Annotated in this window: 14 protein-coding genes; 7 read left to right on the forward strand and 7 right to left on the reverse strand. The window is 34.9% G+C overall.

Annotated features, from left to right (window positions below; translation table 11 throughout):
• Positions 1-196: 196 nt before the first annotated feature.
• The 3 genes from ACH0AK_RS02675 to ACH0AK_RS02685 all read left to right on the forward strand — a co-directional run bounded on the left by ACH0AK_RS02675 (position 197) and on the right by ACH0AK_RS02685 (position 3,442).
• Positions 197-793 carry a TVP38/TMEM64 family protein gene (locus tag ACH0AK_RS02675; protein WP_010735121.1) on the forward strand — a complete coding sequence of 199 codons (597 nt, stop codon included), beginning with the start codon at positions 197-199 and terminating at the stop codon, positions 791-793.
• A gap of 101 nt (positions 794-894) precedes the next feature.
• Positions 895-2,694, forward strand: a complete 1,800-nt coding sequence (locus ACH0AK_RS02680; RefSeq protein ID WP_175401364.1) for a glycerophosphoryl diester phosphodiesterase membrane domain-containing protein — start codon at positions 895-897, stop codon at positions 2,692-2,694.
• A 598-nt stretch (positions 2,695-3,292) separates the two neighbouring features.
• Entirely contained in the window at positions 3,293-3,442 is a 150-nt protein-coding gene (locus tag ACH0AK_RS02685; RefSeq protein WP_010735118.1) for a hypothetical protein, read from the forward strand.
• 142 nt (positions 3,443-3,584) lie between these two features.
• Here the strand turns inward: ACH0AK_RS02685 and ACH0AK_RS02690 are convergent, their stop codons facing one another.
• Complete coding sequence (locus ACH0AK_RS02690) at positions 3,585-3,974, reverse strand: phage holin family protein (protein ID WP_023519900.1); 390 nt, start codon at positions 3,972-3,974, stop codon at positions 3,585-3,587.
• 316 nt (positions 3,975-4,290) lie between these two features.
• Here ACH0AK_RS02690 and ACH0AK_RS02695 point away from each other — a divergent pair, with 316 nt between their 5' ends.
• The 3 genes from ACH0AK_RS02695 to ACH0AK_RS02705 all read left to right on the forward strand — a co-directional run bounded on the left by ACH0AK_RS02695 (position 4,291) and on the right by ACH0AK_RS02705 (position 6,269).
• On the forward strand, positions 4,291-4,653 hold the full coding sequence (locus tag ACH0AK_RS02695; protein WP_010735116.1) for a helix-turn-helix domain-containing protein: 363 nt from the start codon (positions 4,291-4,293) through the stop codon (positions 4,651-4,653).
• 6 nt (positions 4,654-4,659) lie between these two features.
• On the forward strand, positions 4,660-5,088 hold the full coding sequence (locus tag ACH0AK_RS02700) for an ImmA/IrrE family metallo-endopeptidase (RefSeq protein WP_019722947.1): 429 nt from the start codon (positions 4,660-4,662) through the stop codon (positions 5,086-5,088).
• A gap of 116 nt (positions 5,089-5,204) precedes the next feature.
• Positions 5,205-6,269: a type I restriction endonuclease gene (locus tag ACH0AK_RS02705; RefSeq protein WP_010735114.1), complete on the forward strand. Its 1,065-nt coding sequence runs from the start codon at positions 5,205-5,207 to the stop codon at positions 6,267-6,269.
• A 559-nt stretch (positions 6,270-6,828) separates the two neighbouring features.
• On the opposite strand, the gene ACH0AK_RS02710 is transcribed toward ACH0AK_RS02705, so the two are convergent.
• The 4 genes from ACH0AK_RS02710 to ACH0AK_RS02725 form a co-directional block, all read right to left on the reverse strand.
• Positions 6,829-7,026, reverse strand: coding sequence for a cold-shock protein (locus tag ACH0AK_RS02710; protein ID WP_010735111.1), 198 nt, complete (start codon positions 7,024-7,026; stop codon positions 6,829-6,831).
• 213 nt (positions 7,027-7,239) lie between these two features.
• On the reverse strand, positions 7,240-7,632 hold the full coding sequence (locus ACH0AK_RS02715; protein ID WP_062805015.1) for a hypothetical protein: 393 nt from the start codon (positions 7,630-7,632) through the stop codon (positions 7,240-7,242).
• A 225-nt stretch (positions 7,633-7,857) separates the two neighbouring features.
• Complete coding sequence (locus ACH0AK_RS02720; RefSeq protein ID WP_499796718.1) at positions 7,858-8,295, reverse strand: GNAT family N-acetyltransferase; 438 nt, start codon at positions 8,293-8,295, stop codon at positions 7,858-7,860.
• Positions 8,296-8,468: 173 nt separating this feature from the next.
• A complete protein-coding gene (locus ACH0AK_RS02725) occupies positions 8,469-8,666 on the reverse strand; it encodes a cold-shock protein (RefSeq protein ID WP_010735111.1) in 198 nt (65 codons plus the stop codon).
• 304 nt (positions 8,667-8,970) lie between these two features.
• Here ACH0AK_RS02725 and ACH0AK_RS02730 point away from each other — a divergent pair, with 304 nt between their 5' ends.
• Positions 8,971-9,345 carry a hypothetical protein gene (locus tag ACH0AK_RS02730; RefSeq protein WP_023519902.1) on the forward strand — a complete coding sequence of 125 codons (375 nt, stop codon included), beginning with the start codon at positions 8,971-8,973 and terminating at the stop codon, positions 9,343-9,345.
• A gap of 480 nt (positions 9,346-9,825) precedes the next feature.
• On the opposite strand, the gene ACH0AK_RS02735 is transcribed toward ACH0AK_RS02730, so the two are convergent.
• Entirely contained in the window at positions 9,826-11,172 is a 1,347-nt protein-coding gene (locus ACH0AK_RS02735; RefSeq protein WP_019722952.1) for a glucose-6-phosphate isomerase, read from the reverse strand.
• A gap of 111 nt (positions 11,173-11,283) precedes the next feature.
• Positions 11,284-12,633, reverse strand: coding sequence for an NADP-specific glutamate dehydrogenase (gene gdhA / locus ACH0AK_RS02740; protein ID WP_023519903.1), 1,350 nt, complete (start codon positions 12,631-12,633; stop codon positions 11,284-11,286).
• Between the last annotated feature and the right edge of the window lie 16 nt (positions 12,634-12,649).

Consider the following 12,649-nt stretch of genomic DNA (forward strand, 5'->3'; position numbering starts at 1 on the left):
TAGCCATGATCCTTTTATAGATCATAAAATTAAGTAAATAAGACTCTAGATGGATGTTTTATTTTGTTCCATCCTCTATACTTGGTTTGAACTTACAAAATTGTTTGTTGTTTCTCACTTGAAATAGTGGCGCGCAGTGGCGCTTTTCAGGTAAAATACAATTATCAGATGAAAACCTCGAAGGAGTTGACTAGGGATGAACGTTGCAGTATCACGTAAATTAATGAATATTATATCGATCATCGGTATTGGTTTTTCAATTGCACTCACGATTTATTTTATTAATCTAGGCGTCTTTAAAGATTTGAACGCATTAAGAGGTCTTGTAGGTGATTCAATTATTTTAGGACCGATAATCTTTATCTTGATCCAAATACTGCAAGTCGTTATACCGATCATTCCTGGAGGGATCAGCACCGCAGCAGGTGTCCTGATTTTTGGTCCTTACGCTGGCTTTATCTATAATTATGTTGGTATTTGTATCGGTTCGATCATTATTTTCCTATTAGGTAGAAAATATGGAAAACCATTTATCCTGTCGATGATTAGTGATAAAACATATGACAAATATATTGGTTGGTTAGAAAACCAAAGTCGTTTTGAAAAGCTTTTCGCGCTAGCGATCTTCTTACCAGTAGCACCAGACGATGCCTTGTGTTTAATGGCTGGCTTGACAAATATCTCAGTCAAAAAATACACGTTGATTATTTTGATTGCTAAACCCTTATCGATCTTTTTGTACAGCATGGCATTGATTTATGGTGGTAACTTCCTGACTGGCTTGTTAGGATGATTTCTTAATAGATACACTGTGAGTACTGCAATGAAAGATTCCTGCAGTACTCCTTTTTTATGTTTTTTGCGCTATAATGTTAGGAGTAGGTGATAATAATGATCGTTTATTTAAAACGAAGTTTAGGAAATGCTTGGGACTTCCTGAAAGGAACACAAGCTTATTTTCGTGATGTAGTTCTGATGCATGGGTTTATTTTGTTTATTTGTTTGCCTTTGCTTGGTAGTATGACACGCTTGATTTTACAACGTGGGTCGATCGATTATCTTTCAACGGATAATATCCCCACACTGATTTCGCAACATCCAGGAGTTTTCTTCTCCTTGATCGCTGTCTTATTGTTGATTTTGCTCTTAGTCTATTTTGAGTTTACTTTTTTGCTAATGAGTGTTTATTTCATCAAAAAACAAGAACCAATTTCATTAAAGCAATTATTGCAGTTGACCATCCGACAAATAAAAAAAGTTCGTCCGATGATTTTTTTATTTTTCTTAGCTTACTTTTTTTTGATTTTACCGATCAGTGGATTAAGTTTTAATTCGGACTTACTTTCTAAAATAAAAATTCCTGCATTTATTATGGATTTTATTTTCACTAACCGCTGGATCATCGTAAGTTCTTTTCTACTTGTCTATGTCTTCCTCGGTTATATCGGGATTCGTTTAATCTTTGCATTACCTGAAATGATTTTAAGAGATCGCCCTTTTCGTGAAGCGATCCGTGAGAGTTGGCGTTTGACCAAAGCACGTTTTTTTGCGATTTCAGGTCAATTTTTAGTGATCAGTGGTACGATTTTATTGATTTCAACAATCAGTTACTTGGCGATCTTGTCAGGTCAGATCTTTGTTGAGGAATATTTCTCCGATTACTCATTGATTAGTGCTGTTTTTGCCATGACACTCTTACAAGGCGTTCTTTTGTTCAATATTGTGATGTCTACCGTCGGAATTTTTTACGTCATTGTAGACTTTATGGATGATGAAGGTTTCTTACCAGATATTCCCAGCTGGTTCTCTTCACAAGAAGTGCCCAAAAAACACACAGCTTTAAAAAATACTGCGTTTACTTTATTTGCTGTTTTCTTCGGTGTCGGTGTTTGTATTTACAATATGAATTACCTGACATCTGCTTCTGAAACAAAACCTCTAACGATTTCCCATCGTGGCGTTAGCTTAGGAAACAGCGCACAAAATACGATTGCTGCACTAGAAAAGACGAGCAAAGATTATCATCCAGATTATGTAGAAATGGACATCCAAGAAACCAAAGATGGTCAATTCGTGGTCATGCATGATTTCAATTTAAGAAATTTGACTGGAGTCAATAAAGCACCGCAAGACCTAACTTTAGCAGAACTGGAAAAATTGACTGTGACTGAAAATGGTGCCAAAGAGCCATTGGTTTCATTCGATACGTATTTAAACCGAGCAAATGAACTGAACCAAAAATTATTGATCGAAATCAAAACGACTCGAAAAGACTCGGATGATTTAGTTAAAAATTTTGTTAAAAAATACGAAGAAACTATTTTAACACATGGACATATTTTACAAAGTTTGACTTATCAAACAGTGTCAGATTTAAAAGCGGAAAACCCTAATTTTTACGTTGGCTACATTTTGCCTTTTAATCTAGTTGGCCCTCCAGTAACACCTGCCGACTTCTTGACCATGGAGTACAGTACGATCAATCGTAATTTCATTGATTCTGCTCATCAGGATGGCAAAAAAGTCTATGTATGGACACCCAATGAGTCAGACGATATGAGCCGGATGATGTTTTATGGTGTAGATGGTATCATTACAGATGATATGCAAGCGTTGAATGATACGATCAAAGATTCTGAAGGAGAAATTACTTACTCTGACAAGTTATTAAACTTTGTTCTTGGTGTTGGTTAATATAAAAACGTGTTGCTCACTATCCCACCGGATAAGTAAGCAACACGTTTTTTTTAGTTTATCTTTGCTTTGATTCCTTAATAGCTCGAACGACTGCTAAAACAGCAGGGATAGCAGATATAACTGCTAGAAAAATGCTTAGTTTACCAGAATTTTTTCTTTTTTGCATAGCGATTCGCCCCCTTTCTTTTATTATAATGAAGTTTGCGAAATATCTCAAAGCAAGTGTTTGCTCGACGCTTTCAACTTTCACTATTTTGATGCCTGTTTTGCTATTATTTCAGTCATTTCAACCCAAAATATGACAATTTTGTTTGAACATTATCCCCCACTGTTCGTGAGTCCAAACCAAAAAAGAGATACATTAATCTTAAAGAGGTGAATAAAGATGGTCTACATTCAAACTGGTATATTTATTTTATTAATGATTAGATTATTGATGGGAATCTCAGAGAATTAATTTCAAGTAAACTAGCAACAGCTATCTTATAGCACATTGATTGCCCAAATATTAGAATGGTGCTAAACTTAAGGTGTATTCGGAAGTTTTATGAAAAATTTCATGAATACACAAATACCGATGAAAGGAGAAATATCTATGACATTCACAAAAACAAGCATCAGCTATCGTGTAGCATTTGATAGCTCAACGAATCGCTTCATGGCAATCGATGCAATGAACGAACAACACATCGCTTATGGGATCACCATTGAGCAAGCAGTAAAAGCGCTACACGAATCTAACTAAGGAGTGTTCCCTTTTCATGTCAGCTGATAATTCTATAGAGAATTAAAAGACGTTTTTGGCTAAACGAGCCATAGAAACGTCTTTTTTGTTTGCTCCAAATAAGAAGAGTATCCTAGCAGCACTTTTAAGAAAATCCTATCGATCATTTTTTGTACTTCCCCTGCTCCTCTGAGAAATCACGCCATTTTTTCAAACGTACTTTAACAAAATCAGGTACAGGTATTCCTAGTTTCCTTAGATTTTCAATAACGGACAAACCATAGATCGCACAATACGAAAAAACCAAAGCAATACCAATTGCTTCAAAACCTGTAATTTTGAGATAGGGATAAGCAATCAAAACAATAAGTAAAATCAACAAATATTTGATTACATCTTTTACCACAGAACGTTTGAATCGTTTCTTTTTTCCTGTTTGCAGACAGATACCACTAATAAAATCAAGACACAGAATCAATACAAAAATTTGAATGTACACATTACTTACAAGATTTCTAAACTCATTCAATACCACATCATTCTCTACAATCATTTTGCTCACCCTCCACTTTCTGGAATACCTAACCTTTGTTTGATCTTACCTATTCCGACAGACTACTTCAATTTGATTACAATTCAATGTTCATCATCTTTGACACAAAATAACTTTTAAGCTATTATAAAGTCAATAGAAATCATAAGAATACGCTTTATCTTAAGCATGCTCTATTGAAAGAACTTTTAAGTAACTGTATTCTTAACTTTTCGAACAATTGAATCAGTGTATAAGCAAACTATAATAGCTTAAAAGCTAATTGTCAACCATAATGACTTTTATGCTATTTAAATATCAAGAAAGGTGGTTCCTTATGACACTAGTTGCGCGAATCAAACAATTAGCAGAAGAAAAAAAAGTAACCTTTGCTGAAGTCGAACGTGCCGTAGGAATCTCTAATGGCCAGATCCGAAGATGGGATCGTGTTTCACCCAAGTCGGAAAATTTAAAAAAAGTAGCGGATTATTTTGGGGTAACAACTGATTTCTTATTGGGCAGCAACCAAGCGCCAAAATGGGCAAATAAAGATGATTTATTTGAGTTAGACAAAATGCTCAATTCAAATGTCAATATGGCGTATGGTGGAGAAACATTGACAGAACAAGAAAAGCAACGTGTGAAAGATGTATTGACGGGGCTTTTCTGGGAATTTCGAAAACGTGGCAAAGAGAAGTGAGCATATATGGAGATGGATATTATCAAACTAGTAAGCGAACTGAAGCGTACCTATGATACCGCCAATCCTTTTGTGATTGCTGAAAAATTAGGAATAGAAATCAGATATGTTTCTTTTCTCGATAATCCAAAAGGACAGTTTCAAGAACTATTAGGCTCCCCTATTATTTTATTGAACAACTCACTGAAAGAATCAGAAGAACGTTTTTACATTTGTGCCCATGAACTTGGACACGCTTTGTTCCATCGAGAAATATCTAGTTACTATGTATCCTCTAGAAATTCAAGAAGCAAGTCTGAAAGCGAAGCTAACTGCTTTGCTTCGAACTTGATCGTTTCCTTGTACAAAGAAGATACGGAAACCTACCCAAGAGAAGTGGAAGAACTGACAAGACTTTATGGTCTTCCAGAGAGTTGTTATCGGTTTTTGATTTAATGAGTGTACTATTATGTTTATTTAGGACTTAGTGGGGTAAGTCCTCGATAATATAGATTTGGCGACTACTACTACCTGCCGTTAAATGGGAGTAAGAAACTATCAGGAGGGCTATTATGGAATTGGAAAAGTTTCAAGATAATTTAAAACAGTTAGGTAAAAGAGTTATTGAGCTAAAAGATAGTATTGGTACAGAGGAGGCAACCAAAACATCTTTGATCATGCCGTTCTTTGCAACTTTGGGCTATGACTTATTTAACCCCACAGAGTTTGTACCAGAATTTACAGCAGATGTTGGCATAAAAAAGGGAGAAAAAGTTGACTATGCTATTGTCTTAGATGGAAAACCCACTATATTAATCGAAGCAAAGTCAATCAATCAACAGCTAACGAAACATGATTCTCAATTGTTCAGATATTTTGGAACAACAACATCTAAGTTTGGAATATTAACAAATGGCGAAGAATATAAATTTTTTACTGATTTAGACGAGCCTAATAAGATGGATTTGACACCTTTTTTAACTATAAATATCACAAAAATTAAAGATAACCAGATTCCTGAATTAGCAAAATTTCATAAAGATAATTTTGACGTTGATAAAATCACAAGCTCTGCGGCAGAATTAAAGTATCTCAGTTCATTAAAATCTTATCTTACTTCTGAATTAAATGAGCCTTCCGATAACTTCGTTAAGTATCTATTAGGCGAAATTTATGAGGGGATGAAAACAAAACAGACAATAGAAAAATTTAAACCTATCATAAAAAAAGGAATGAATCAATTTATTGCTGAAAAAGTAAATGACAAATTAAGTGCAGCATTGAAAACATCAGTTATTACAGATGAAAATGAAGCTAAATCTCAATCAGACACAACAGATGAAAGTGACAGTGAAGTTATTACTACTCCAGAAGAGCTAGAAGCTTATACCATTTGCAAAGTTGTCTTAAAAGATACCATTCCATTAAACCGACTATTTTATAGAGATAATAGAAGCTATTTTAATATCCTATTAGACGACAATATTAGAAAATGGATTTTACGTGTTCGTTTTAATTCATCTGGTATGAAAATCGAATTGAACGATGATAATAAGACGATTTATGAGCTATCCGAACCAATGGATATCTATAACCTATCCAAAGAAATGATTAACGTGGTAAATAAATTTTTATAACCGCTAAAAAGAAAGCGCTATTATTTATAACACCTTCTCATTATGAGTTTGTTGTCTATTCAAATAAAAAAGAAAAAAGTTATCTGTAAAAATATTATTTGTATTTTTTACAGATAACTTTTTATTTTCAAATAATCTTTTCTACTTACACTGTTCACTCGGTTTTAGGAGAAGAAAGAATATTTAGAGTTAGCTTTGTCTCCAGCTTACCTTATATATATTTTATTGACTAGCGTTATCTAACATACGCATCAATAGTACAGATCACTTGCTGACATTATTTTACCAACACATTGATGCGGCGTAACTGCCGTTGTTTTGGTGTATCTTCATTCCGTTGATGCTTTCTGTTCTAGTTTTAAAAATCTTACAATACATTTTCCTTTTTATGTACATACTGTTTTAAATTTTAAATCTCAATAAGCCTAAGTATACCCTTTTACATGATTTAGTATATATCATAAATTAGCTTTATTTAACTCTCTTTCCAAATCTTATTATTTGATAAAAAGACAAAAAAACCATCTCACAAGGAGATGGTTCAAAGTCGTCTATTGAATTATTTATTGATATTTACTGCTTGTGGTCCACGTTGACCATCTTCAATATCATAAGTAACTGCTTGACCTTCATCTAAAGTCTTAAAGCCTTCACCTTGGATGGCTGAAAAATGTGCAAATACATCTTGTCCATCTTCACCAGTGATAAATCCAAAACCTTTGTCTGAGTTAAACCATTTTACTGTACCGTTATTCATATATATTTCCTCCTATTACGTAAATCATACGTGTTTTATTGCAATTAACATTACTTGGTAAAAGGAGTTTTTATAGTGTGAATATATCGCTCAGATTACGTTTCAAATTAGATTACTTATTTAATATACCATGTATTACCTAAGAATACAAATATTTACACTTATTCTTTTGATTTATCATTCTAGTAGTATAAGTTTGTACCATTAATATTTTTATTTTGTCAATTTGTACTCAATACCATGGATCGTAATATTTTTGATAGTATCAGGCCATCCCTTGCTCTGCCATTTCTCTTCATTTGCTTGTTTTTCGATTTGATCAGCACCTTGGTTATAAAACTTCACTTGGTTTTTATTATACCAAGGATCTTTATGTGGATTTGGACTTAATTGGTAGCGATATTTCCCTGGGTTGATTTCATACCCTCTGTTCGTACCACCAAATGACGCTTCTCTCCATTTATACTGTTTTCCTTCTATTCTCATGGTACAGCCTAGAAGATAAGTGCCACCTTGCTCCTTTGCTGCCGCATCTCTACTATTCCAAAACATACTCCCACTTAATAAAACTGTTATACCTAAAATAATTACTAAAATTCTCTTCATGAAAAAATTCTCCTATCAGTATTTTTGAATTCGCTTAATCTTACAAATAATCTGTGAAAAACATATTGAATTTCCCTTGATTTTTACTAAGAATGAGCTTATGAAAACATCAAACCAATGTTCAATAAATACGAACAAATATGTCTGCATACTTGTTTTACTTATTCAAATAACTGATTAATCGCTTAGTATGAGCCGCTCCTATTCATTCGGATTTTTCATTCATCAAATTTTTTTTAATACCCGCATCAATCGTCCAAACCGATCATTTTCCTTAGTTATTTCCCGATATCCCCATTTTTCATATACCCCTTCATGTTGAGTTGTTATATATACACTGCCGAAACCAATTTCCTTTAGTTTATTTTCACCTGTTGTAACTAATTTTTGGCTGATATGCTTCCCTCGATATTCTGGCGCGACAAAAACAGTGGCAATGTTAGGCGTGTAGTCCTTCGTATCAATAATGTCTTTTTTTACAAGAGTACAAAATCCTACAACATGATTTCCATCTTTTGCAATAATCACGGATTCCCAATCTGTAAATTCTTGTTTTTCCATTTTTTCTGCTATATACTTTGCTGCTTTCCATTCAAATTGACGGATAGAATTAGCTACTGAAAGCCAATCAGAATGTTCTTGGGTTGTAATGACATATTCCATATACTTTTCCTCTTTTCTAATTACTTTAAAAGCATTTGATTCTTGCGATCTCTACCTACTGATTATTAAATAATAGTTTACTTGATTTTTCAAATGTTTCCAAAATTTTCATATCTATTCCAAATAACAAAAAAACCATCTCACAAGGAGATGGTTCAAAGTCGTCTATTGAATTATTTATTGATATTTACTGCTTGTGGTCCACGTTGACCATCTTCAATATCATAAGTAACTGCTTGACCTTCATCTAAAGTCTTAAAGCCTTCACCTTGGATGGCTGAAAAATGTGCAAATACATCTTGTCCATCTTCACCAGTGATAAATCCAAAACCTTTGTCTGAGTTAAACCATTTTACTGTACCGTTATTCATATATATTTCCTCCTATTACGTAAATCATACGTGTTTTATTGCAATTAACATTACTTGGTAAAAGGAGTTTTTATAGTGTGAATATATCGCTCAGATTACGTTTCAAATTAGATTACTTGTTTAATATAGCACGTATCAGCTAAGAACACAAATAATAACTCTCGCAAAACATCATTAGAGTTTATGATACCTATCTCTAGTCAAAACAAGTTTAATGTAAGTAATTATTATTATCACGCTAATTTGGATGCGTTATCTTTTTACAATATATATATATAAAGTGTACGATAAATAAATAATATATATGGGAGAAATTATAATAAAAAAAATTGTTTTTATTGGTATGGTAACTAGTCTTCTTTTACTCGCTGCTTGTGAGACAACTACCTCAAAAAATACAGAGTCAGATAACCAATCTATAAGTTCAACGAGTAATATCGAACTAAATTCAATAAATGAAAAGAGTTCGTTTCAAGAAAATTCATCAATATTTCAACCTTCACAAATTCAAGAAGCTATAAATTCTACTCAATCATCTGAGGTAACAACGGAATCAACGGCTGCTTCTTCGCCCCTTGTAGGTAATGCAATAACCTCTCAGGAACGAGCAATGCAAGTACTTATCAGTGATTCTCCTGAATTACAAAATGAGGATATCGTGGTTACTTTCTATAAATAATTGAATCAGACTATCTATTCAATACACAAAGTAAATCAATACTTGAACAAGGAGGATCAGGATCGGTAGGTTTTTATCGAGTTTCTAAGGAAGGAACGATCACAATAACTGATGCATACGGAAACGCAGTTTAATTTTTTAACAAAAAAATTTAGTAGGCTTTATTTGTCAATAAACCTTGATCAAACTATACTACCTCCATAAATATATTTCTCACTCCAATTATACTTAGTTACAAAGAAGTATCTATCCCCCAGATATATGGTCACCTCTCTCTCCTTGTCAAAGAACGTGCTGTAAGTAAATCAGATGATTTTTTAAACAATCAAGATAAAAAGCATCTGGTCAACTGGTCCAATTTACATCAAAAAAAAGACAGCCAATAATCGGCTGTCTTTTCTGCATGTAGTACCATTAAAATAAAATGGCACCTACATGTTTAGTCGTTTTCATTACTAAGAATCTTCTCTAACCCCCATCTTACAGGCGTTCGTTCAATTCTTTCGCAAGGTCTTCAAACCCTGGTTTGCCTAGTAAAGCAAACATGTTTTTCTTGTAAGCTTCTACTCCTGGTTGGTCGAATGGGTTGATGCCATTCAAGTAACCTGAAATGCCGACAGCAATTTCAAAGAAGTACATTGTGTAACCTAATGTGTAAGCATCCATTGTAGGGATTTTAACTAATAGGTTTGGTACATCGCCGTCTGTATGAGCTAATAATGTACCTTCAAAAGCTTTTGTATTTACAAAGTCAATTTCTTTTCCTTGTAAATAACCAAGTCCGTCCAAGTCTTCTGCTTGTTCAGGAATTGTAATTGATTTACGTGGTTTTTCAACTTTTACGATTGTTTCGAAGATATTGCGACGTCCTTCTTGGATGTATTGTCCAAGTGAATGCAAGTCTGTTGAGAAGTTTGCACTTGAAGGGTAGATTCCTTTTTGGTCTTTACCTTCTGATTCGCCGAATAATTGTTTCCACCACTCAGAGAAGTATTGCATTCCTGGTTCGTAGTTGATCAACAATTCAGTAACTTTGCCTTTACGGTAAAGAATATTACGCATTGCTGCATATTGGTAAGCTTCGTTTTCTTCAAGTTTGTCGCTTGAATAAGCTTTGCTTGCATCGGCAGCACCTTGCATCAAGGCATCGATATCTGCTCCGCTTGCGGCGATCGGTAGCAAACCAACTGCTGTCAATACAGAGAAACGTCCACCGACGTCATCAGGAATCACAAATGTTTCCCATCCTTCTGCGTCTGCTTCTACTTTAACAGCCCCTTTTGCTTTGTCTGTTGTAGCGTAGATGCGTTTGTTTGCTTCTTCTTGACCATATTTTTTAACAAGTAATTCTTTGAATACACGGAATGCAATGGCTGGCTCAGTCGTTGTTCCTGATTTTGAAATGACATTTACTGAGAAGTCACGGTCGCCGATCACTTCGATCAAGTCAGCAAGATAAGTTGAGCTGATTGAGTTTCCAGCGAAGAAAATTTGTGGTGTTTGGCGTTTGTCGCTTCCCAACAAGTTGTAGAAGGTATGTTGTAAGAAATCGATTGCTGCACGAGCACCTAAATAAGAACCACCGATACCGATGACCACAAGGACTTCAGAATCAGATTGGATTTTCTTAGCAGCAGCTTTGATACGAGCAAATTCTTCTTTGTCGTAGTTCGTAGGTAGGTCGATCCATCCTCGGAAATCGCTACCTGCGCCAGTTCCTTCTCGTAATAATTTGTCTGCAGCAGTAACTTGACTCTGCATATAGCCTAACTCATGTTCATTGACAAATGGTGCAACTTTTGAATAGTCAAAATGAATGTGTGCCATTTTTGTTCCTCCTTAAAAGTTTCAATCTACAGATATACTTTACGTTTTTTTTTATTATTTTTCAAGCAAATATGCGAGAAGCTTCTAATATTTGCAAGAAACTTCCATTTTTTAGACTAAACCTTGCATAGCCATTACTTTTGCGACTTTTTCAAAACCTGCCACATTGGCACCAAGCAAAAGATTTTTTTCGTTGCTAAATTCTTTGGCAGTTTGACGACATGTTTGATAGATCGTTGCCATGATCTCATCAAGTTGCGCATCAACTTGGCTGCTTTCCCACACCAATCGTTGTGAATTTTGGCTCATTTCTAGCGCAGATACAGCTACACCACCAGCATTGGCAGCTTTTCCTGGACAATACCAGATGTCTGCTTTTTCATAGACTGAAACAGCATCTAATGTGGATGGCATGTTCGCACCTTCTGCGACGATCTTCACGCCATTTTCTACAAGGATCTCTGCCAATTGTCCGTCGATTTCATTTTGCGTTGCACAAGGTAAAGCAATATCAGCCGCTTGTTTCAAAGTCCAAACCGATTCATTTGCGTGGTATTCAGCTGATGAGCGTTCTTTGACGTATTCTGTTAAGCGGGCTCTTTTGACTTCTTTCAATTCTTTTAATAGATCAAGATCGATACCTTCTGGGTCATAGATATAGCCACCTGAATCAGAACAAGTAACCACTTTCCCTCCTAATTCATGGACTTTTTCGATTGCATAGATTGCCACATTCCCACTGCCTGAAACCATCACTGTTTTGTCAGCAAATGAATCTTGTTCTTCGTTCAATAAGTGTTTCACATAATAAACTAAGCCATAACCTGTTGCTTCTGTTCGGATCTTACTTCCCCAGAAATCTAAAGGTTTCCCTGTCAAAACGCCTGCATCATATTGTTTCAGTCGTTTATAGGCACCATACATATAGCCGATCTCACGAGCACCTACACCGATGTCGCCTGCCGGTACATCAATTGAAGGTCCGATATGTTTTGCCAGTTCCAACATGAAACTTTGACAAAAGCGCATGATTTCATTATCCGATTTTCCTTTTGGATCAAAATCACTTCCGCCTTTACCGCCACCGATTGGTAGGCCTGTCAGGCTGTTCTTGAAAATTTGTTCAAATGCTAAGAATTTTAAAATACTCAAATTGACACTTGGATGAAAACGTAAGCCACCTTTATATGGTCCGATGGCTGAATTGTATTGGATTCGGTACCCACGATTCACTTGCCAGTTTCCTTGATCATCTTGCCAAGGAACACGGAATTGGATCACTCGTTCTGGTTCTACTAAAATCCCTAGAATATTTTTTTCAATGTATTCTGGATTTTTTTCTAAAAATTGGATGACCGTAGGCATAAATTCATCGACCGCTTGCAGAAACTCGATTTGGCCGTCATCTTTTTGGTGAAGTTTTTCTTGTATCGCTTGTACGTATTCTTTTGCATTTGACATAGGTTCACGCTCCTTT

Source organism: Enterococcus pernyi (assembly GCF_045371165.1).
GTDB lineage: Bacteria > Bacillota > Bacilli > Lactobacillales > Enterococcaceae > Enterococcus_B > Enterococcus_B pernyi.

Bases quoted from the DNA above. Each gene is read 5' to 3' on its own strand.
- ACH0AK_RS02720 (WP_499796718.1), bottom strand. From the start codon at position 8,295: ATGGAATATGTCATTACAACCCAAGAACATTCTGATTGGCTTTCAGTA.
- gdhA (WP_023519903.1), bottom strand. From the start codon at position 12,633: ATGTCAAATGCAAAAGAATACGTACAAGCGATACAAGAAAAACTTCAC.
- ACH0AK_RS02685 (WP_010735118.1), top strand. From the start codon at position 3,293: ATGACATTCACAAAAACAAGCATCAGCTATCGTGTAGCATTTGATAGC.
- ACH0AK_RS02710 (WP_010735111.1), bottom strand. From the start codon at position 7,026: ATGAATAACGGTACAGTAAAATGGTTTAACTCAGACAAAGGTTTTGGA.
- ACH0AK_RS02725 (WP_010735111.1), bottom strand. From the start codon at position 8,666: ATGAATAACGGTACAGTAAAATGGTTTAACTCAGACAAAGGTTTTGGA.
- ACH0AK_RS02735 (WP_019722952.1), bottom strand. From the start codon at position 11,172: ATGGCACACATTCATTTTGACTATTCAAAAGTTGCACCATTTGTCAAT.
- ACH0AK_RS02690 (WP_023519900.1), bottom strand. From the start codon at position 3,974: ATGATTGTAGAGAATGATGTGGTATTGAATGAGTTTAGAAATCTTGTA.
- ACH0AK_RS02705 (WP_010735114.1), top strand. From the start codon at position 5,205: ATGGAATTGGAAAAGTTTCAAGATAATTTAAAACAGTTAGGTAAAAGA.
- ACH0AK_RS02715 (WP_062805015.1), bottom strand. From the start codon at position 7,632: ATGAAGAGAATTTTAGTAATTATTTTAGGTATAACAGTTTTATTAAGT.
- ACH0AK_RS02730 (WP_023519902.1), top strand. From the start codon at position 8,971: ATGGGAGAAATTATAATAAAAAAAATTGTTTTTATTGGTATGGTAACT.
- ACH0AK_RS02700 (WP_019722947.1), top strand. From the start codon at position 4,660: ATGGAGATGGATATTATCAAACTAGTAAGCGAACTGAAGCGTACCTAT.
- ACH0AK_RS02675 (WP_010735121.1), top strand. From the start codon at position 197: ATGAACGTTGCAGTATCACGTAAATTAATGAATATTATATCGATCATC.
- ACH0AK_RS02695 (WP_010735116.1), top strand. From the start codon at position 4,291: ATGACACTAGTTGCGCGAATCAAACAATTAGCAGAAGAAAAAAAAGTA.